This is a genomic window from Rickettsiella massiliensis 20B (assembly GCF_000257395.1).
In the GTDB taxonomy this organism is placed as follows: domain Bacteria; phylum Pseudomonadota; class Gammaproteobacteria; order Diplorickettsiales; family Diplorickettsiaceae; genus Diplorickettsia; species Diplorickettsia massiliensis.
Map to the genome: position 1 here is coordinate 487,307 of NZ_AJGC01000002.1, position 19,915 is coordinate 507,221.

18 protein-coding genes, 1 tRNA gene and 3 pseudogenes are annotated in these 19,915 nt (G+C 40.3%); 8 read left to right on the forward strand and 14 right to left on the reverse strand.

The features are described 5' to 3' along the window. Positions 1-67 precede the first annotated feature (67 nt). Positions 68-1,678: an ABC-F family ATP-binding cassette domain-containing protein gene (locus tag S3O_RS0108330; protein ID WP_029463744.1), complete on the forward strand. Its 1,611-nt coding sequence runs from the start codon at positions 68-70 to the stop codon at positions 1,676-1,678. Positions 1,679-1,935: 257 nt separating this feature from the next. On the opposite strand, the gene S3O_RS0108340 is transcribed toward S3O_RS0108330, so the two are convergent. Together S3O_RS0108340 and S3O_RS0108345 are read right to left on the reverse strand one after the other, a co-directional pair. Further along, positions 1,936-2,853, reverse strand: a complete 918-nt coding sequence (locus tag S3O_RS0108340; RefSeq protein ID WP_029463745.1) for an SPFH domain-containing protein — start codon at positions 2,851-2,853, stop codon at positions 1,936-1,938. Positions 2,854-3,314: 461 nt separating this feature from the next. After that, entirely contained in the window at positions 3,315-3,530 is a 216-nt protein-coding gene (locus S3O_RS0108345; protein ID WP_010598641.1) for a thiamine biosynthesis protein NMT-1, read from the reverse strand. A gap of 2 nt (positions 3,531-3,532) precedes the next feature. Here S3O_RS0108345 and S3O_RS0108350 point away from each other — a divergent pair, with 2 nt between their 5' ends. Continuing rightward, positions 3,533-3,814: a hypothetical protein gene (locus tag S3O_RS0108350; RefSeq protein WP_010598642.1), complete on the forward strand. Its 282-nt coding sequence runs from the start codon at positions 3,533-3,535 to the stop codon at positions 3,812-3,814. Positions 3,815-4,736: 922 nt separating this feature from the next. Here S3O_RS0108350 and S3O_RS0108355 read toward each other — a convergent pair. Beyond that, positions 4,737-4,813, reverse strand: a tRNA-Arg gene (locus S3O_RS0108355). 257 nt (positions 4,814-5,070) lie between these two features. Here S3O_RS0108355 and S3O_RS0108360 point away from each other — a divergent pair. From S3O_RS0108360 to S3O_RS14480, 4 genes are all read left to right on the forward strand, one after another. Further along, entirely contained in the window at positions 5,071-5,565 is a 495-nt protein-coding gene (locus S3O_RS0108360; RefSeq protein WP_010598643.1) for a hypothetical protein, read from the forward strand. Continuing rightward, positions 5,498-6,091, forward strand: coding sequence for a hypothetical protein (locus S3O_RS0108365; RefSeq protein WP_156792844.1), 594 nt, complete (start codon positions 5,498-5,500; stop codon positions 6,089-6,091). The genes S3O_RS0108360 and S3O_RS0108365 overlap by 68 nt, the downstream gene beginning before the upstream one ends. Positions 6,092-7,069: 978 nt before the next feature. Next, positions 7,070-7,303 (forward strand): serine dehydratase beta chain, encoded by a 234-nt coding sequence (locus S3O_RS19840; RefSeq protein WP_010598645.1) that lies wholly within the window; start codon positions 7,070-7,072, stop codon positions 7,301-7,303. A 40-nt stretch (positions 7,304-7,343) separates the two neighbouring features. Beyond that, positions 7,344-8,462, forward strand: a complete 1,119-nt coding sequence (locus S3O_RS14480) for an L-serine ammonia-lyase (RefSeq protein WP_268869471.1) — start codon at positions 7,344-7,346, stop codon at positions 8,460-8,462. Here the strand turns inward: S3O_RS14480 and priA are convergent. From priA to waaC, 3 genes and pseudogenes are all read right to left on the reverse strand, one after another. Beyond that, complete coding sequence (priA, locus tag S3O_RS14485) at positions 8,459-10,003, reverse strand: replication restart helicase PriA (protein ID WP_010598647.1); 1,545 nt, start codon at positions 10,001-10,003, stop codon at positions 8,459-8,461. The genes S3O_RS14480 and priA overlap by 4 nt on opposite strands. Continuing rightward, positions 9,969-10,451, reverse strand: a complete 483-nt coding sequence (locus tag S3O_RS19010) for a primosomal protein N' family DNA-binding protein (RefSeq protein ID WP_010598648.1) — start codon at positions 10,449-10,451, stop codon at positions 9,969-9,971. The genes priA and S3O_RS19010 overlap by 35 nt, the downstream gene beginning before the upstream one ends. Positions 10,452-10,696: 245 nt before the next feature. Continuing rightward, positions 10,697-11,669 (reverse strand): annotated as a pseudogene (gene waaC, locus S3O_RS14490) (lipopolysaccharide heptosyltransferase I). Positions 11,670-12,009: 340 nt separating this feature from the next. Between waaC and panB the strand changes: the two are divergent. Continuing rightward, positions 12,010-12,751: pseudogene (gene panB / locus S3O_RS14495) on the forward strand (3-methyl-2-oxobutanoate hydroxymethyltransferase). Further along, a complete protein-coding gene (panC, locus tag S3O_RS0108390) occupies positions 12,729-13,487 on the forward strand; it encodes a pantoate--beta-alanine ligase (RefSeq protein ID WP_010598653.1) in 759 nt (252 codons plus the stop codon). Before panB ends, panC begins: the two are co-directional and overlap by 23 nt. 850 nt (positions 13,488-14,337) lie before the next feature. On the opposite strand, the gene S3O_RS18225 is transcribed toward panC, so the two are convergent. The 8 genes and pseudogenes from S3O_RS18225 to tkt form a co-directional block, all read right to left on the reverse strand. Continuing rightward, positions 14,338-14,766, reverse strand: coding sequence for an ACT domain-containing protein (locus tag S3O_RS18225; protein WP_010598654.1), 429 nt, complete (start codon positions 14,764-14,766; stop codon positions 14,338-14,340). A 20-nt stretch (positions 14,767-14,786) separates the two neighbouring features. After that, positions 14,787-15,062 (reverse strand): RelA/SpoT AH/RIS domain-containing protein, encoded by a 276-nt coding sequence (locus S3O_RS18230; RefSeq protein ID WP_010598655.1) that lies wholly within the window; start codon positions 15,060-15,062, stop codon positions 14,787-14,789. A gap of 14 nt (positions 15,063-15,076) precedes the next feature. After that, complete coding sequence (locus tag S3O_RS18235; protein ID WP_050816880.1) at positions 15,077-15,622, reverse strand: TGS domain-containing protein; 546 nt, start codon at positions 15,620-15,622, stop codon at positions 15,077-15,079. After that, complete coding sequence (locus S3O_RS18240; protein ID WP_010598657.1) at positions 15,582-16,427, reverse strand: HD domain-containing protein; 846 nt, start codon at positions 16,425-16,427, stop codon at positions 15,582-15,584. Before S3O_RS18240 ends, S3O_RS18235 begins: the two co-directional genes overlap by 41 nt. Before the next feature lie 55 nt (positions 16,428-16,482). Continuing rightward, complete coding sequence (gene rpoZ / locus S3O_RS0108400) at positions 16,483-16,683, reverse strand: DNA-directed RNA polymerase subunit omega (protein ID WP_010598658.1); 201 nt, start codon at positions 16,681-16,683, stop codon at positions 16,483-16,485. A 161-nt stretch (positions 16,684-16,844) separates the two neighbouring features. Then, positions 16,845-17,811 (reverse strand): annotated as a pseudogene (gap, locus tag S3O_RS14505) (type I glyceraldehyde-3-phosphate dehydrogenase). Further along, positions 17,808-18,140 (reverse strand): transketolase-like TK C-terminal-containing protein, encoded by a 333-nt coding sequence (locus S3O_RS20710; RefSeq protein WP_010598661.1) that lies wholly within the window; start codon positions 18,138-18,140, stop codon positions 17,808-17,810. Before S3O_RS20710 ends, gap begins: the two are co-directional and overlap by 4 nt. Next, positions 18,109-19,830: a transketolase gene (gene tkt / locus S3O_RS14510; protein WP_010598662.1), complete on the reverse strand. Its 1,722-nt coding sequence runs from the start codon at positions 19,828-19,830 to the stop codon at positions 18,109-18,111. The genes S3O_RS20710 and tkt overlap by 32 nt, the downstream gene beginning before the upstream one ends. Between the last annotated feature and the right edge of the window lie 85 nt (positions 19,831-19,915).

Sequence of the window (19,915 nt, forward strand, 5' to 3'; positions counted from 1 at the left end):
AAGTAACAGACTCGTATTTGTTTACAAAGAGCGCTACTATAATGACCAGTAATCACTTGAGGTGGGTATGATTGTATTAAACCAGGTAAGTATGGCCTATGGTGAGCGTCTTCTTTTTTATGATGTCAGTTTGAATCTTAATTCAGGAAAATGTTATGCCTTAGTCGGTGCCAATGGGAGTGGGAAATCAACGTTTTTCCGAATTATAACCGGAGAAGAGACCTTGACCTCGGGGGAGATTATCAAGCCTAAGGATGCCACCGTGGGTTGGCTAAAACAAGATCAATTTCGCTACGAAGAGACGTTAATTAAAAATATTGTTTTACAAGGAAAACTTCCGTTATGGGACGCACTACAAGAGCGTGAATCGCTTTTGACCAGTGATCATTGGGATGATAAAAAGGGTTTTCGTTTTGCTGCCTTGGAAGAAGTGATTGCTCATCATGACGGTTATTCTGCTGAAGCTAAAGCCGAAACCATTTTAACGGGATTGGGTATCGCGAGCGATTATTTACAAAAACCACTCAATGCGTTGTCGGGAGGATATAAGCTCCGCGTGCTTTTAGCACAAACGTTGTTTCAAAGCCCTTCTATCTTGTTGCTCGATGAGCCAACCAACCATCTTGATATTTTATCTATCCGTTGGTTGGAAAAATACTTGAAAAATGAATATAAAGGGTTAGTTGTCTTTATTTCTCATGATCTCGAATTTATTGATAATTTGGCCGATTCTATTTTAGATTTAGATTACGGTGAAATTAGACCGTATTCGGGTCGTTATGAGAAATTCTTAGCTGAAAAACACTTATTAGAAGAGCAAAGAACGCTTGAAAAAAAGAGTGCAGAAGCAAAAATTGCAGAGATGCAGAAATTTGTCGATAGATTTAAAGCCAAAGCTTCTAAGGCCGCGCAAGCGCGATCACGAATGAAAATGATTGAAAAAATCAAAATTCCAGATGTCAAACACTCTTCTCGAGTTGCACCACATTTTAATTTTTTACCTAAAAAAAAATCAGGAAAACAGGTTATTCAAGCGAAACATTTAAGTAAATCGTTTAAAGGTAAAACCCTATTTGAACGTTTCAATTTAAGAATTGATCGCGGAGAAAAAGTAGCTATTTTAGGGGTTAACGGGATTGGTAAATCGACTTTAATTAAAATTTTAACAGGCATGTTGCAAGCCGATAGTGGAGAATTGACGGTCGGTTATGAAGTACATATGAGTTATTTTTCTCAGGATCATCATGAGTTATTAAATCGAAGTAAGAGCGTGTTAAGTTGGTTAACCGATAGTGTCAATGGCGTAACCGAGCAACAGATTCGTCGTGTTTTAGGGCAAATGCTGTTTGTCAAAGAAGATGTTGAGAAGGATATTTTAGCGTTGAGCGGGGGCGAGGCGGCACGTTTGTTACTGGCTAAAATTATTTTAGAATCACCTAATTTACTGATTTTGGATGAACCAACCAATCATATGGATTTAGAAACCATTGAAGCGTTAGCGCAGGCTCTTGTTCAGTACACGGGTACTGTTATTTTGGTCAGTCACAATCGACATTTTGTTGCTAAAATTGCCACTCGGATTTTATACTTTGACGCAAAAAAAGGGATTATTGATTATAGAGGAAGTTACACCGAATTTGCTCAGCGTTACCTAACTGTTTTGCCGATCACAGGTTGAATAGATGGCTTGGAGAATCAAGCGTAATCAGAATGCCCAAGATCAGGGAGAGTTTTTTCAATGGTTAGACTGTGAGAAGTCTGTCAAAGAGAGAGTAAGTGGTTTTTTTATTTTCAGAGCGGATCAACCTATATCACCATAATTGCTCTTATTTCAGTTCCAATCACCTGAGTCATTCTACGTTACAAGTAGTAGAGTGCTTACTCAGGTGATTTTAAATAAAAATATGAGCTACTTTATTTAAAATACAGAATTTTTTAGGATGATTTTGTATTTTCTGCAATTAAATTACCAGAAATAATACCTTCTTGTAATTGCTGTGCGATATCTTTTAGTGCGCCGGGTGAATGCGGTAATAGAATCGTCGAACTTTTGTTATTTGCGCCAATATCTTTCAAGGTATCACAATATTGTGTGACTAATACTAAACTCATAATATCTTGAGAAGAGACATCTGGGACAGCCGTTTGAAACTCATCGATAGATTGACGTAGGCCTTCAATAATCGCTTTACGTTGGTTCGCAATTCCTTCACCTTGCAATCGTTTACTTTCTGCCTCCGCTTCAGCGGCTTTTACAATTAAAATTTTTTGTGCTTCACCTTTTTCTTGTGCCGCCAAGCGTAAACGTTGTTGTTCATTAATTTCATTCATCGCTTGTTTGACTTTTTCATCGGGTCGAATATCGGTAATTAAGGCTTTAACAATTTCATAGCCAAAGGTTTGCATGGTTTCGGTTAATTCTGTTTTTACTGCATTGGCAATAATTTCTTTCTGATCAAATACCGTATCTAAAATCATTTTAGGAACTTCTGCTCGGACAACATCAAACACATAAGAGCGGATTTGTTGTTGACCATTATCGAGCTTATAAAAGGCATCATAAATGTTGGTTTCTTTGACACGATATTGCACAGAAACTTGGACTTTAACAAAAACATTATCTTTGGTTTTTGTTTCTATTTCGACCTCTAATTGCTGTATTCTTAAGGAAAGTTCACCAGCGATTTGATCAATTAACGGAATTTTTATACGCAGTCCAGCTTCTGTCGTACGATTAAATTTTCCTAAACGCTCTATAATGACGGTGGATTGTTGTTTAACAATGAAAAATGCATTTGTAGCAATGAAGAAGATTAGAAATATAAGAAAAAATAAACTGAGCATGGTGAACATATAGTTTAGTCTTTAAGTGATGTTAAATGAATGATTCTCTATCTTTAGTGGTATTTATTGTTTCTTAGCCTTGATAAACTAGGTATCTTGTTATTTTCCCCGCTTGGAGAAAAGAAGAAATAAAATACACGCGCAAATCATAACATACCCCTTATAAAATTCGAATCATAAAAAAAGTGCATTTTATACTGGATAAACTTACGTTATATTTTATCTGAATTGACTGGCTAATAAAATAAACTCAAGGAAGTAAAAAACGTCAGGCTAACGTGCTACTTATAATACAGTATTCACTGTTAGCCTTTTTAATAAAAAAGAGCTCGTCTTACAATAGAAAATTTATAATTATAAGTTATAAAAGTATTTATTTTTCAAGGCAGTAAGCAACGGGTTCTAAGTCAGAATAAGGCATTTCGGGTAAAAAATTATTGGTAAAGGATTGAGATAAATCAAAGTTTTCATCAGTAATATTTAAATGCTGTGTATAACAACTGACTTTTTCCCAGTCCCCTTTCTACCTTATTTAAAAAACGTAAGGTATGGATAAAAATCTTTTGATAGGTTGGTGTGCGTAATTGTGGTTTCGCTTGGCAGAGCAGCTCGTAAGCTTTTTCTGGGTTTTCTGTGGTAAACGTCGCTTCATAAAGGGTGCCAGGATAACAAATTTGAAATAGCACAATTGTTTATTAATCAAATTTTTTTAAAAAACTCAGAGGAGAAAAAGCCTGACTACATTGAGGATGATCCTCAATTATTAGAATTTTGGAACAGTACACTAGAAATAAATAAACTTAATGCTTGTTTCCATAATAAACAAATTAGTGTGTCCGCTAAAAATTTCAAAATAAATAGCCAAAATGAACTAGTTAGAATGCTTACTTTGAAAGATATAAATAAAATAGCTGATCAATTTAATTCTTCTGACTTTTATGAAAAATATCTATCCATGCTAATCTTTTAAAAACTAAATTTGAAGCAGTAAAATTTTTAGTAGAGAAACGATATAATTGTTTAAACGCAGCTAAAATACTTGATACTTATATGTTTTCAAAGGACGATAAAAAGTAATACTTAATCATGATATTATATATTATATCAAAATATTTATCTAATAATGATGTTAAAAAACTGTTGCTAAAGCCAGAAAAAAATGATGATTTATCGACCCTATCTTTTTCCCTAAGATTTTTTGGAGCTCCCAAGTTGTACTCAGATTTAGAAAAGATTCCATTGGCTTAGAGTAACTTTCAATTATTAAATCCTAATTCTTAAAATTACAACATAGATATATAATTGAGTCCTTAACCCTTGCCTTAACGCTAACGTGCAGATCAGAGATATTCGCACGTAGCTATTGAGTCATTAATAAGACATCAGATATTACAGTTTAATCTCCAATCAGGTATTAGAAATCGTAGGATGTTAAGTGCTGAAATAGATTTTAAAAACATAATTTTCAAGAGTCTTTAACTTAACACCTAAGTTTTTTTCTGAGTTTCCAATAGGTTTGATATTATTGCTGCTATGCCTGTCCACTGTTTGTATAGATTTTCTTTAGTTCTTCGATAGATGGATGCTATATCCACATATCATTTAGATATTTTTTATATAATGATTGTTTCGTTATTGCATGATTGATTGTTTAAGATCTGTGAGACTCAGCATTGAGGATCGGTAGACTTATTTGAGCATAAGAATGGACGAATTACCACCATGACTCGCAAGTTGTGTTAATTAACTTAACTCAAGAGGCAAACAAAGTATGCGAGGAAAATCATCACCGACCTATGTTAACCATTCGTAGACGAACGGATGAATAGAACTTGGGTTGCGCAAGAGGTTTTTTGGATTGGTTTATAATTGATGTAAGTACTTGATTTTAGTGGCGCGCCCGGAGAGACTTGAACTCCCGACCACCTGGTTCGAAGCCAGGTACTCTATCCAACTGAGCTACGGGCGCTAATGGAAAAGCGAGGCATTTTAACAGCTTCACTTAGATTGAGCTAGCCTTTTACTCAGTAAACCTTGTCTTGCTTTTGGTCTAGGGTCGGTTTTATAGATATCCTGACTAACGGGAGGCGGTAGGGTTTAGCGTTGTATTAACGAGACTGAAATAGCGCACCTCAACGATAAAATTTTCTTTTTGTCATCAAACTGCCATATTGATCAATTATTCTAAAGAAATAATTTTTACACCTTAATGATGGAGAGCCATTTTTGCCTTATTATCCGCAATGCTGGAGGTCCGCGAAAACTAAATTAATTTATTTGGATAATGAACGCTTGGCAATCGGGGCGGTAACCTTCATCGGTGTAGGGTTATTAATTCCTATTTTAATTTTGACGCCGGAATTAATCGAATCGTTTAACCCGACCTTTCTTTTTGAAATTTTGGCTCAGTACGGTAGTTTTATTGCGGGTGGCGCGTATCTCGGTCGTTTTGTAAACATTATGACGGCTTGTTTAATTGAAGTGCCACCCCTGTCTAAAAAAACACAAGTCACAACCGTTTTTAATGATAAAGTACTGGTTGGTCGACCTATTCTGGGTTGTGAAAAGACGTTAACGCCTATCGGTATGTTATTAGGGGCTAGTTTAGCCATTGCCTGTATTGTTTTTGCATTGTACGGTTCCTTATCTAAGCGTGTTTTCCTATTTTGCTTATGTTCTATTTGCCTTGGGTGGCGTTTGTACCGTAGGCGGGTTATTTAATCGAATCGGTAGCTCTTGTGATGGAACGCGTTTAGATCAAGAGAAAAAAACGATTTTAGTAGGCAGTATTCTTGGAATTCTATTGGCAGTGGCGTTAATTATCTTTTTATGCTTAACAGGAACCTTACCTTTTGTGGCAGTTGCTGGGGTGACGAAAGTATTTTTTGGCTTATTTGCGAAAAATAAGACGCTTTTTATTTTAATGGGTGGTTTGACTTTAATCAGTGTCACGACCTCCTGTTTTGATTATTTAGCTAAAAGTTATTGTTTTCTTAAATATCGCTTCCAGTTTGGAGCACAGGATGCGTGTTTAGAGACACGATTGAGTACCCGTTATCATGAATATCAAGGTGCTTTTTTAGGTGGAGTGACCGCTTGTCTGGTTATTATTGCAATAAGTACTGCGTTGTTTCTATCGGGTGTTTTTATAGGTGCCGCGCCTTGGGTGATCGGTGCGACATTATTATTGATTGGCATTACCTGCCTCAGTGTGATTGTTTATTTTCGAGAATCGGACGATTTATAGATGGGATCCAGCGGAGTACGCCCACTACGGCAGTCCTCTCTCCTGATCAATTTGTCGACTCAGAAAGACTTGCGCCAGATTCAGTAGACAAAGTCAAAGAAAGTCATGACTTAAGTTTTGAGTCTGAAAAAGTTTTGTCTCCGTCTCGACCGAGAAGTGCGAGTGATTCGTATGCTTTTTTTCGTTCGCAGTCTAATCTTATCAAAATGAGCCAGGCTCCAAACCTTTCTAGCCGTCAGGATAGATCGATTTATCGAACTCCTGAGGAAGATAAGGAGGATCCGTCTAGAACGCGATCGCACAGCATTTGTTATGACCCTTCCTTTTCTTTTTTTGGTTCGCGGTGTGAGGCTAGTATTTTAAGGCGAACGAACAGTATCCCGAATCTTGCTAACTATGCGGAAAAATTGGGACAGCAAGAGCATAATTTGAATGAAAGTATTACGTCAAATCGATTAATGAAATCTACATAGAAAAAATGATTTCATTGAATAGGCTCAGGATAAGAACTATTATCAAGCTATTCTAGCATCAGGCGCGTATATAAATATAAAAATAGGCTTATTTTTTTGATTTTAGCATTCATTCAAGTTGAAGTTTATGGAAAGGATAGATATAAGCGAAGTTTTTTAACGAACAATGACTAGATTCAATTTTGTAGCCTGTCAAGAATGACTAGGTTGATGGATCTGATCAAGTTGAATAACAAAAAATTTTTTAATGTTATTGATAAGAAAATCTTATGATTGGTATTTTTATCGCGAAATAGAGAGAGTTTAGGCGGAATAATAAGAAGATTTCTCATTAAAGAGAACAGAATAATGACCCATCAATTCTTTAGGTTTTTATCTGTTATTTAGTTTATCTGTTTAGATAGATTTACAGCTCGTTTTATATAAATGAAGCGATATGATGCTTCTTTTTCTATTGAAAAAACAGTACAATTACAACTTATTATAATAATAAGTATCATTAGCTATGACCGTCAGTATTTTTGACTTGTTTTCCGTAGGAATTGGCCCTTCGAGCTCACATACCGTCGGTCCAATGAAAGCGGCCCAAGAGTTTGTCAGCTATTTACCTGTCAGCGAAGTAGAACGCATCCAAGTACAGCTCTATGGGAGTTTAGCGTTAACTGGACGTGGGCATGGTACAGACCATGCGTTACTCAATGGGTTAGAAGGTCAACTGGTTAGAAGGTCAACTTCCTGAAACAGTTGCTCCCGAAGCGGTACCACAGCGTGCAAAAACGATTATTGACACTCAACAATTATCTTTGGCCGGACAAAAAACAATTCACTTTTGTGTCGCAACAGATTTATTATTTCAGCAAAAAGAAGAATTACCTTTACACCCCAATGCTATGCGTTTTACTGCCTTCAATCATCAAGGGAGCCCTCTGCAAAGTGAAGTGTATTATTCGATTGGTGGTGGTTTTATTGTGCGCGAAGCCGACTTTGGTCGGTCGAGCACGCAAGAAAAAGCTATTCCTTATGCTTTTACCAGTGCGCAGACCTTATTTGAATTATGTCGACAGTATCAGCTAAGTATTGCTGAATTGATGTGGGCGAATGAACAGGCCTTGATGCCGAGTCGGGACCTTGCTGCAGACCTCTTGAAAATAGCAAATATTATGAAAGATTGCGTTGAGAAAGGCTGTCACGCGGAAGGCGAATTGCCAGGGGGATTACATGTGAGACGTCGTGCCCCAGCGCTTTATCAACAGTTGAAAAAACGTGAAGTCAGTGAGTCGTCTACCTTGAATCATTCTTTTTTGTGGCCAACGGTTTATGCGATGGCGGTCAGCGAAGAAAATGCGGCTGGGGGGCGGATTGTGACGGCGCCGACTAACGGAGCGGCGGGTATTATTCCGGCCGTGTTAACTTATTTTCGCCGTTTTCATCAAGATACTACACCACAATTGATCATCGATTTTTTATTAACAGCGGGGGCGATTGCTTTGTTATATAAAATGAACGCCTCGATTTCGGGCGCAGAGGTGGGTTGTCAAGGCGAGGTAGGCGTCGCTTGCTCCATGGCAGCGGGGGCTTTAACGGCGGTGATGGGAGGTTCCTTAGAACAAATTGAGAATGCCGCAGAAATGGCGATGGAACATCATTTAGGTATGACCTGCGATCCGGTCGCCGGCTTAGTCCAAATTCCTTGTATTGAGCGTAATGGTGTGGCGGCGGAAAAAGCAATCAAGTTGGCTTATTTAGCGTTACTTGAAGATGGAAAAAATAAACGTGTTTCACTCGATAAGGTGATTGAGACGATGTGGGCAACCGGCTCGGATATGATGTCTCTTTACAAAGAAACTTCGCTGGGCGGATTAGCAAAATCACTGGCAGTGAATAGTCCGGCTTGTTAGATCACTTCGAGCGGATCGACATCGATACACCAACGTACCCGTCGTGTTTGTGAAAGTTTGGGAATCTGTTTGCTTAAAGGTGCTAGGACGTGATGCAAGGCAGCACGATGTGTGGCTTGCAACAAAAGTTGGGCACGATAATAGCCGGCTCGCCGTGGCTGTAAACAAGGTATTGGTCCCCAGAGCGTCACTGCATTTCCTAACGTTTGAGCCAAGGTTTTAATTGTACTTAAAAAATCCAGAGGTTCTTCTGCTTTAAGCGCTTCCGCTTGAATCAATGCTAAATGGGCATAAGGTGGTAACTGAGCAGCGCGTCGTTCTTCCAATAAAAGTCGGCTAAAGGCCAGGTAACCTTCTGTAATTAACTGTGTGAATAAAGGATGCTCAGGATGATAGGTTTGAATCAAGACTTCACCTAATTTATCGGCGCGTCCAGCGCGCCCAGCTACCTGGGTAATCAATTGCCCGGTTCGTTCTAAGGCACGAAAATCAGCGCTAAATAACCCCGTATCGGTTTCTAAAATACCAACAAGGGTTACATTGGGAAAATGATGTCCCTTCGCAAGCATTTGCGTACCAATTAAAATTTGTTTTTCTCCTTGTTGAATTTTACTTAATAATTGTTCTAAACAACCTTTACGTTGTGTGCTGTCTTTGTCTAGACGAACGACATCAATATCAGGAAAGTATTTTTGTAGTGTATTTTCTAAACGTTGTGTGCCCTGGCCCAATAACGTTAAGGGTGACGTCACGCATTCAGGGCAATTTTGTAAGGGAGGGGTACGAAAACCACAATAATGACATTGCCAGTGCAACGGCTTTTTATGGGCAATTAGCGCTTGTTCGCAACGCGGGCATTGTGCAGTCCAACCGCAGGAGAGGCAACGTGTTAAAGGCGCAAAACCGCGTCGATTTAGGAAGAGCAACACTTGGCCGTTAAGCTGTAAATGATTTTTCATTCTTTCAAGTAATAACGGGGAAAACCCCGCGTCTACTTTTTGTTGACGTAAATCAATTCGCTTAATTATCGGGGGATGAGCGGTCCCCGCGCGTTGGGGTAAGGATAAGCAATGATAGCGTTGATGTTCGACATTCGCTAAACTTTCTAAAGATGCTGTGGCAGAGCCAAGAATAATCGGAATATTTTGCGCGTGATAGCGTAATCCTTGTTGTTGTTTAAATGAAGCATCATGTTCTTCATCAATAATGATGACGCCAGGCCGAGAAAGCGGGGTAAATAAAGCGGATCGAGTCCCTAAAATAATCGCCGCTTCGCCACGCTGAGCACAGAGCCAATGGGTGAGCCGCTGTTTTTCCGTGAGTTTGGAATGAAATAAAAGTAACGGAGCAGAAAATCGCTCGGCAAAGCGCTGCAGCATTTGTGGGGTTAAGCCAATCTCAGGGAGTAAAACTAACGCTTGTTCTTGACGTTGAAGCACGGCCGCAATGACATCAAGATAGACTTCCGTTTTTCCACTGCCCGTAATCCCATGTAATAAAAAACGGTTAAATGTGCCTAAAGATTGGGTAATGGTTTCCACTGCCGCATGCTGCGCGGTATTTAAAGTATGTTTTGCTTGAAAAGGGGTGGTCCAATTCGAGGGCGAGGACGTTGAACATGCCGCTTTTTTTAAAAGCCGGATCGCTGTTTTTTTTGGGTACCTTGCGCAGTAAAGTGGGGAACGCGTGGGCAAATACTTCGCCGAGCGGATGATGATAATACCGATGAGTCCAATCCAGTAAACGAATTAACTGGTCCGGTAATAAAACTTCTTCATCTAGGAGGGTGATGACTTGTTTTAATTGCGTAACCGGAAGACAAGAAGATTGACGAATTCCGACAATAAAGCCTACTTTTTCGCGTTGGCCAAACGGAACTAGGACGCGTAACCCTTTTTTTAGCGCGCTAATGGGTACATGTTCAGGGGCAAGATAATCAAAGCTCTGATTCAAAGGAACCGGCAAAACAATTTCAAGAATCGGAGTCATAAAAAGAAATTACTCTAAAAACCAATCTCTAAAATAAGAAAAATCGCATTGTTATGGATAGAGCAGATAAAGAATAATTATTCGTTGCGATTTAGAATAACCAGACTACCATAAAAAATTGCGTAATGTGCAGTCCTTTTCTTGCTCTGAAAGGAGGTGTGTCGTCTTCCATGCACTATTTTCCGGAAATAAATGCCCAGCACAGTGATTTTTTAGGATTTTATTGGTTGAGCTTTGTTAATCGATTAGTCATTTAACACAGTTTGGAGCGCTTGTGCGACTTGGTACAGTGAAGATTCTTTTGTTTGGATACGATTGGGACTTGAGACAAAGGAAATATGTTGTTGATTTTGACCCAGTGTCCCAATCCGTTGTGGGTTGGTCTTTCCATACAAAGTGATAGCCGGAATACCGAGCGCTGCGGCTAAATGGCTGAGTCCTGTGTCGACACCGACAATACAACGTGCATTCAGCCAAATACGTGCTAGTTCTATGAAGTTTGGGTAATACGATGACACGCGAATCGAGGGCACTTAGACGTACTGCACGGGCTTTTTCGTTGGCGTTTCCCCAGGGAATGAGGAGTGGCCATGCGCCGGTATAAGCGTTAATCAATGTTGACCAATTTTCTTCTGGCCAACATTTATCCTCACGACTCGCATTGGGAATTAAAATCAGGTATTGCTTCGGTAAGGCAATCGGGCAAATAGGTAATTGATTCGGATCAATTCCATACTGTGGCTCGGTATCAGGCAGGGGATAACCCAACGCTTGCGCAAATAATTGGCGAATGCGTAGAATCGCATGTTGTGCTTTAGGTATAAAACATTTTTTCTGATAGGCCCACTGTGCGCCGACTTCCCGTACGGAACGTTTGTCCATTCCGTAACGGGGGCCATGAGCCAGACGGGTGACGATCGCACTTTTGATCGAACTTTGGGCATCAATCATGCCATCATAATGTCGATGACGTAAGTTTTTAATAAAGTCGCGTATTTCTTTGCAAGAGGCGTTCCAAGTGCTTTGTCGTCGCCAACGACGCAGCCCTATCGGAATGACGTGGTCAACTTGTGGATGCCATCTTGGAATTTCTGTAAAAGCCTCTTCAGCGACCCAATCGAAGCGAATATTCGGTATAGCGGCCCGTGCATCACTGACGGCCGGTAACGTATGGAGAAGGTCCCCCATCGAGGACATTTTGATAATTAAGATACGCATAAGTTCATTTTTACTTTCTAACAGAGCAAATTGAAGCAGGCTTTTTAAATCAGAGTATTCTAAAAATTAAGACGTAGCGAATTATTTTTTTCCAATATCTACGCAATCTCCTTATTTTGGGATAAAAAATACTTTTGTTTTTTCTTGCGTCACTTCAGTGTCTCAATTAAAATCGAACCACTTTTTTGTACGAAGTGGTCAAGAAACGGACGATGTTCATTGAAGCGCTTGATCAAACAACCCATGCATAAAACAGGGATGGTGTTCACCTCAATGAAGGAAAGTATCGAATGAGTTATCAGTCATTTGCAATAAAAAAAATCGGCAAGAAAAGATTGTGATGTTGACGTGCTATGATTATAGCGCTGCTAAAATACTCAATCAAACCCGTATCGATGCGCTCTTAGTGGGAGATAGCGTGGCGATGACGATGCATGGTTTCAATGATACCTTAATGGCAACCTTGACGATGATGGAACTCCATACCGCTGCGGTACGTCGTGGGGCGCCTGAAAAATATATCGTCAGTGATCTACCCTTTTTGAGTTATCGACAATCTAAAAAACAAAGTATGTTGGCGGCTCAGCGTTTAATTCGTGCCGGTGCGCAGGCGATTAAGTTAGAAGGTGCCGACGGTAATTTGTCGTTGATTCGTCATTTAGTCGAGTCCGGTATTCCCGTTATGGGGCATTTAGGCCTCACGCCACAGCTTGTATTAGGGTTAGGGGGGATACAAAGTACAAGGTAAGACACTGACTGCGGCGGAAAAATTAAAACACGATGCGCAAGCACTCCAAGCGGCAGGTTGTTTTGCCTTAGTTTTAGAATGCATGCCAGCGACTTTGGCTGCAGAGATCACACAAAGTTTAGAGATACCCACCATCGGGATTGGTGCCGGACAGGCAACCGATGGTCAAATTCTCGTCTGGCATGATTTGCTGGGTTTAAATCTCGATTTTAAACCTAAGTTTGTGAAGCAATTTCTATCTGGTGCGCAATTAATTACAGAGAGTATCGAACAGTATATTCAATCAACTCAACAACAAGAATTCCCGACTGATGAACATAGTTACGCAAGTTAATCAATGGCAATCATTACGTAAGAAATTAACCTTACAGCGAATCGGTTTTGTTCATACCATGGGTCATCTCCATGCCGGCCATTTGAGTCTCTGTGCACGCTCGCAAGCAGAAAATGATCTGACGGTAGTCGCTATTTTTGTGAACCCTACACAATTTAACGAAGCAAAAGATCTGTTGAGTTATCCGCGAACATTAGCCGCGGATAAAGCACTGTTGACGGTACAAAAAGTAGATTATTTATTGTTATTTTCAGAACCTGCTATTTATATCGATGGTTATGATATTCAAGTACAAGATAAAAGCGAGTTGAGTACTTGTTTTGAAGGTGCTTTTCGTCCTGGACACTTCTCAGGGATGTTAACCGTGGTTTTAAAATATTTAAACTTAGTACAACCGACTCGTGCGTATTATGGAGAGAAAGACTATCAACAGTTAATGCTGATAAAAAAACTCGCAAAGGCTTTGTTTCTGGAAGTGGAAATTATGGGTTGTCCGACGGTTCGTGCAGAAGATGGTTTGGCGTTGAGCTCAAGAAATTCACGTTTAACACCTCAACAACGACAGAAAGCCGCTTCTTTTGCACAGTTACTCCAAAAAAAACAAGCAATAGAAAAAACCGTTCAGTCATTAATTGATTTTGGTTTTCGTATTGACTATGTGGCCGATTATCAAGGGCGTCGTTTGGCTGCTGTTTGGTTAGACGATGTTCGACTGATTGATAATCAGCCGATATAAGAAGAATCCTCTTTCTAGTGATTCATAGCGAGATCCACGAGATAGATTGAACACTTATTATTTATTCAGTAATGAAGATAGCCAAGGGTTTAAATAAGAGATGCTCTGTAAAGTGTTTTTCTCTATGAAGTTTGTTAGATCTGATCTGTAAAACACCGCTACCTTTACTTTAGGAGTAACGATGTTTTTTGTCACGGAATCGTAGTGTTTAGTAAATAATGCGCTTCGCTCTTTCCAAATAAGAAAGATGGCTTTTACCTAACCGTTAATGTTAATCGATTTAAAAGAAGTGTTTTATCGGTATTAAGGTTTGTGCTGATTAAAAATAAATAAGTCGCTTCCCGAGAGCGATAGAAACGATTATTTTTTCTTTGTCGTCTTTTAATAAATTCTCAATAAATTGCTTTCCTTAATTCGTAAGTACCAATTTAAATGAAGAGTTTTCCATAATTTTCCTTTGTTTTATAGGTATAGAATTTAGGTGTAGTTTTTTGTTATTTATCAATAACAACGCTTACTATTTTGTTTATAAAAGCGTATCTATTGATGATGCAGCTCTAGGTTTTTATTGATACATCTAACCTTATATTAAAAAGAGGTTATTTCTTTTACTACAAAATTCAATATCTTGTGATGTTTGAATAGATTCAGTAATAATAAAATGGCTTTTTTAAAAATTAGTAAAATGGAGAGTAAAGCTTCATCTAAGTAGAAAACCAATGGTTATCTTTGATCACCTGTGAAAACCAGGCTATTGTTAGAGATAAGAAGATAGGCCATAAAAAGTCCCTCGGTCTATGATAGAAGAGGGCTTTATTTTTTAAATTGAAAACGTTTTTTTAATAGAATATTATTCTGTTGCTCGCCATGTGGGCTGATGTCGCGTAATTTTGATAAAAGGTTTTATCATCCGTAATAAGCGAATCACTCGCGCTAAATGTTTACGGTTGCGCACCGATAAAATAAAGTGAATGACACAGTGTATATTATCGCGTGGTTTGATTTGGATATTGTCGATATTCGTATCGGCTTTAGCAATACAGTGAGTCAATTTTGCTAACATGCCGCTTCGGTTTATCGTTTCAATCAAAATTTCTGTTTTAAAAAAGCCATTGGCTGTTTTTTCCCATTTTAGAGGGATTAACGCATTTTTTTCTTTTTTAAACAGTTTATTTGCATTCGGACAGCGTATCCGGTGTACTAAAACCCCTTGTCCTGTAGTGAGTACCCCGATAATTTCATCTTCTGGAATCGGTAAACAACAGCTCGCACACGACATTAAGCTATTTTCATTGTTTTTTAAGAATAAAGGTAAAGGATGAATGATTTGTTGTTAAGCAAAGATGTAGCAATAGATAACGGGTGAACTTGTCCAAGATCAAATAATTCTTCTAGCGAAGCATACTGAAATTTAGCTAATGTTTTGTTTAACTGTTTGACCGGTAAATGGGCGGTATCTTCCCCGAAAGGAATTAATGCGTTGTCGAGTAAGCGTTGTCCAAGTTGAACCGCATCATTATGTTGTTTTGATTTAAAAAACTGGCGAATATGGCTTCTAGCACGACCGGTGACCACAAAATCAAGCCAACCTAAATCAGGGGAGGATCGGTTATAATTTCAATCGTTTGTCCACTTTGCAATGGCGTACTTAATAAAGCAAGTTGCTTATCAATTTTTGTCGCAGTGCAATGATGACCAATATCCGAATGAATTGCATACGCAAAATCAATCGGCGTTGCTTTTTGTGGAAGCTCGATAATGTCGCCTTTAGGCGTGAAAATATAAATATCCGTCGGAAACAAATCGATTTTAACACTTTCTATAAACTCTAATGAGCTCGAGGTCGTTTGTTGAATATCCAAAAGCCGCTTTAGCCATTCGCGTGCGCGCAGATGAGGTCGTTCACTTTCTTTATTTTGATTTAACCAGTAGCTTGCAATACCATGCTCAGCACAATTATCCATTTGTGTGGTTCGGATTTGTATATGAATAGAAGTAGTGGGACCAAATAAAGTGGTATGTAACGCTTGATAACCATTGGCTTTAGGGAGCGCAATATAATCGTGAAAATGATCGGGGAGTGGTTTATAGCGATTATACCGCCCCGAGTGCACGATAGCATTGATCAATATCATCCACCACAATGCAGAAAATTGGAATATCAATCACTTCATTAAAAGTCAGGTGATTTTCGCGCATTTTCTTGTAAATGGGGTATAAATGTTTTTTCTTATGCCACAGTTTGACCGAGTAGGGCAGATTTTTTTGTAAACAAGTACCTAATTCGGATTCAATTTTATGGATTAACCCACGACGCTTACGTCTTGATTTTTGTAGCGTCGTTTGCAAGACACGATAACGCCAAGGATGTAAATTGCGTAGGCAAAGATCCTCAAGCTCAACACGAATGGCATGCATGCCTAAGCGTTGCGCAATCGGCGCATAGATATCGAGGGTTTCTGTGGCAATACGCCGTCGTTTCTCGGGAGAAACCACATCTAAAGTCCGCATATTGTGGAGTCGATCAGCCAGTTTAATGAGAATGATCCGAATATCTTTGGCCATGGCCAGAAGCATTTTTCGAAAGTTTTCAGCTTGGGCGATCGCCCGGCTTTGAAATTGAATCTGAGTTAACTTGCTCATGCCTTCAACTAACTCAGCAATTTCTATCCCAAAAATATCGATAAGCGCCTTTTTTTCGATTGGGGTATCTTCGATGACATCATGTAATAACGCTACAATCAGTGTTTGCGTATCCATACGCATCGACGCTAAAATTTGTGCAACTGCAAGAGGATGCGTGATGTAGGGATCACCATTTTGACGTTGTTGGCCGGCATGGGCTTGCGCTGCAAATTGATAGGCCTGATAGACTCGTTCGATTTGTGCCGAGCAGAGATAAGTTTTTAGAGTTTCTTTAAGCTCGCCAAACAGCCGCATGCACACCGCCTCCGGATAAATGATGAATAATTATTATGCATGCCATAGCGTAGGGTTATTCGGCAACGTCAGCCGCTTCGTTCAATCTTCCTTGAGCAATTTCGCGAAGGGCAATGACGGTCGGTTTATCATTTTCTGGATCAACCATTGCTGCTCCACCTTTTGCAATTTGTCGTGCCCGTTTTGCCGCGACAACCACTAATTCAAAATGGTTATTAAATTTTTTTAAACAATCTTCTACTGTAACGCGTGCCATAGCTTTTCTCTTTATATATGTCAAATCAAGATTGATGTGTTTGTAAGTGACCAAGGATCAATATTTTTCTGCATTGTTGAAACAATGCAGAAAAATATAAATTGAAGCAAATACCTATTGTCGACCATCACTCATTTTAGCCTATTTAGATCGATTTTGCTTTAAAAAGTCGAGATTTTTGCTAAGTAGGCCGTTAGGTCGAGCATTCGATTCGAAAAGCCCCATTCATTGTCATACCAAGCGAGGACTTTAACTAAATCACCGATGACTCGAGTTTGGGTTGCATCGACGGTTGAAGAGGCTGGGTCGTGGTTATAATCAATAGAAACCAAGGGGAGTTCATTATAATTAAGGATGCCTTGGAGTGGCTTTTCATTTGCAGCGTGTTTTAAGATTTGGTTAACTTCTGTCACATCAGTAGCTCGTGCGGCACGAAAAGTTAAGTCCACGAGTGAGACGTTGATCGTCGGGACTCGGATCGCTAAACCATCGAGCTTTCCAGCCAATTCGGGCAAAACCAGACCGACCGCAGCGGCGGCACCGGTTTTTGTTGGAATCATCGATTGAGTTGCCGAACGTGCACGATGCATATCACTGTGGTGAACATCCAATAAAACTTGGTCGTTCGTATACGCATGAATCGTGGTCATCAATCGGCGCTAAACAGTTGGTTGTGCACGATGCATTGGGTTTTAAACTTAAATGATTGACGCCATAAACGATCGTTGCATCGACATCTTTGCCCGCTGGAGCAGAAATAATCACTTTTTTTGCGCCGGCATGGAGATGTTTTTGTGCTTTTTCACGCGTTGTAAAAAGTCCCGTACATTCGTGGACGACATCAATATTTAATTTTTTCCAAGGTAAATTTTCCGGATCTCGTTCAGAAAATACTTCAATTCGGCGCCCATTAATTACAAGATGATTGTCTTCAACGTTTACCTCGCCTGAAAAACGGCCATGCGTGGTATCGTAGCGTGTTAAATGGGCGTTGATATCAAGACGTCCTAAATCATTAATTGCCACAATTTCTAAGTTTTGTTTCTCCGCACGCTCACACAGCGCGCGGAGAATATTTCGTCCAATACGGCCATAACCATTAATTGCAATACGAGTCGGGGTGGTCATTTTACGGTTCCTCTTGCAGATAATTTAAATAAATCATGTAGGGTTTGAATAATATGTTTTACCGTGAAGCCAAACGCTTGCAATACGACTTCACCTGGAGCCGATTCACCAAAGCGGTCGATACCTAATACTTTTCCTTCAGGACCGACATAACGATACCAGAAATGTCGACATCCGGCTTCAACGACAAGGCGTCGGGTCAAATGAGGGGGTAGTACTTTGTCTTGATAGCTTTTCTTTTGTTCGGCAAAACGCTCTGCAGAAGGCATCGAGACGACTCGAACAGGCAAACCTTCGTCAGTAACCTGTTGTGCGGCTTGGTAAAGCAAGTGAGACTTCGGATCCGGTGGCGATAATGAGTGCTTGTGGCAGTGTGGGCGGCTCAAACAGAATATAACCCCCTCGTTGAATCGAAGCGAGTACGGTTTTGTCGCGAGGGAGTGTTGGAACCGCTTGCCGGGTTAATACTAAACAACTCGGTCCATTCTGTTGTAACGCTTGTTGCCATGCGACTAACGTTTCGATTGCATCGCTTGGCCGCCATACAGTTAATCCTGGAATAATACGTAAACTATTGATTTGTTCAATCGGTTGATGGGTGGGACCGTCTTCGCCTAAAGCAATCGAATCATGACTATAAAGAAAGATAACACGTTGTTTCATCAACGCGGCTAAGCGTACGGCATTTCGTGCATAATCGCTGAAGACTAGGAAAGTGCCGTTATAAGGAATAAATCCACCATGGAGTGCTAGACCATTGCTGATTGCAGACATCGCAAATTCACGAACACCATAATGTAGATAATTGCCTGCTGGATGGGTTTTATCTAATACGGTCGCGCCTTGCCAAAAGGTTAAATTCGATTCAGTGAGATCCGCCGATCCTCCTAAAAGTTCAGGGAGCCAAGGCGCTAGTTTATTTAAGCTCGCTTGCGACGCTTTGCGAGTAGCCATCGCCGCCGGCGGGGCAGCATGCCATTCTGCTAGAATCTGCGCAAATTTTTCAGGCCCGTCTTCTGGAAGTTGTCCTTGAATGCGCCGCGAAAACTCGGTGGCGTGTGTCGGATATTCCGTTTGATAACGGCGCCATTGCGTATTCCAAGCCTCTTCTAAGGCCTTGCCTTTTTCACACGTGTTCCAGGCGGTATAAATGGGCTCTGGAATTGTAAAAGGGGGATAACTCCAGCCTAAGGCTTCTCGGGTCTGCCGAATTTCTTCTTCACCCAGGGGCGCACCATGTGCTTCCTGACGCCCAGCAAAATTGGGTGAGCCAAAGGCAATTTGCGTTTTACAACAAATCAGACTGGGTTTATCGGTGACACGTCGTGCTGTTTCAATGGCCAGGCGAATACTTTCTGCATCATGCCCATCCACGTCTTCAACAACATGCCAATCGTAGGCTCTAAAGCGTTGAGGGGTATTATCTCGGAACCATCCGGATACGTCGCCATCAATCGAAATCCCATTATCGTCCCAAAAGGCAATTAATTTACCTAAGCCGAGGCAACCGGCTAAAGAAGCGGCTTCATGGGAAATACCTTCCATTAAACAACCATCCCCTACAAACACATAGGTATAGTGATCGACGAGAGGATAATTCGGTTGATTAAATTGCGCGGCGAGCGTGCGTTCAGCCAATGCAAATCCGACCGCATTCGCAAATCCTTGTCCTAACGGGCCGGTGGTGGTTTCAACACCTGGCGTCATGCCTTGCTCAGGATGACCGGGTGTTTTCGAGTGCCATTGTCGGAAGTGTTGCAGATCTTCCATGCTGAGATCGTAACCACTTAAATGTAACAGTGCATACAACAACATTGATCCATGTCCATTAGACAATACGAAACGATCTCGATTAAACCAGTGTGGATTTTTAGGGTGATGATGTAAAAAATCCTGCCAAAGTACGGTAGCAATATCGGCCATGCCCATGGGCATACCCGGGTGTCCGGATTTTGCATGTTGAACCGCATCCATGCTCAGTACCCGAAGGGCATCTGCAAGCTTTTTTTGATAAGACATGATTGGAATTCCAACGCTAGATTGATCGTCCTTGTTATTTAAACCGATGCACTTCGTGTACAGGGCAGACTAAAATAAAAAGGTT

What these genes read in the sequence shown, in the direction of transcription:
- S3O_RS18235 (WP_050816880.1), bottom strand. Translation starts at nt 15,622, where the DNA reads ATGATATTGATCAATGCTATCGTGCACTCGGGGCGGTATAATCGCTAT.
- S3O_RS19010 (WP_010598648.1), bottom strand. Translation starts at nt 10,451, where the DNA reads ATGACTCCGATTCTTGAAATTGTTTTGCCGGTTCCTTTGAATCAGAGC.
- S3O_RS18240 (WP_010598657.1), bottom strand. Translation starts at nt 16,427, where the DNA reads ATGCGGCTGTTTGGCGAGCTTAAAGAAACTCTAAAAACTTATCTCTGC.
- tkt (WP_010598662.1), bottom strand. Translation starts at nt 19,830, where the DNA reads ATGTCTTATCAAAAAAAGCTTGCAGATGCCCTTCGGGTACTGAGCATG.
- rpoZ (WP_010598658.1), bottom strand. Translation starts at nt 16,683, where the DNA reads ATGGCACGCGTTACAGTAGAAGATTGTTTAAAAAAATTTAATAACCAT.
- S3O_RS0108340 (WP_029463745.1), bottom strand. Translation starts at nt 2,853, where the DNA reads ATGTTCACCATGCTCAGTTTATTTTTTCTTATATTTCTAATCTTCTTC.
- S3O_RS0108330 (WP_029463744.1), top strand. Translation starts at nt 68, where the DNA reads ATGATTGTATTAAACCAGGTAAGTATGGCCTATGGTGAGCGTCTTCTT.
- panC (WP_010598653.1), top strand. Translation starts at nt 12,729, where the DNA reads ATGAACATAGTTACGCAAGTTAATCAATGGCAATCATTACGTAAGAAA.
- S3O_RS19840 (WP_010598645.1), top strand. Translation starts at nt 7,070, where the DNA reads ATGACCGTCAGTATTTTTGACTTGTTTTCCGTAGGAATTGGCCCTTCG.
- S3O_RS18225 (WP_010598654.1), bottom strand. Translation starts at nt 14,766, where the DNA reads ATGTCGTGTGCGAGCTGTTGTTTACCGATTCCAGAAGATGAAATTATC.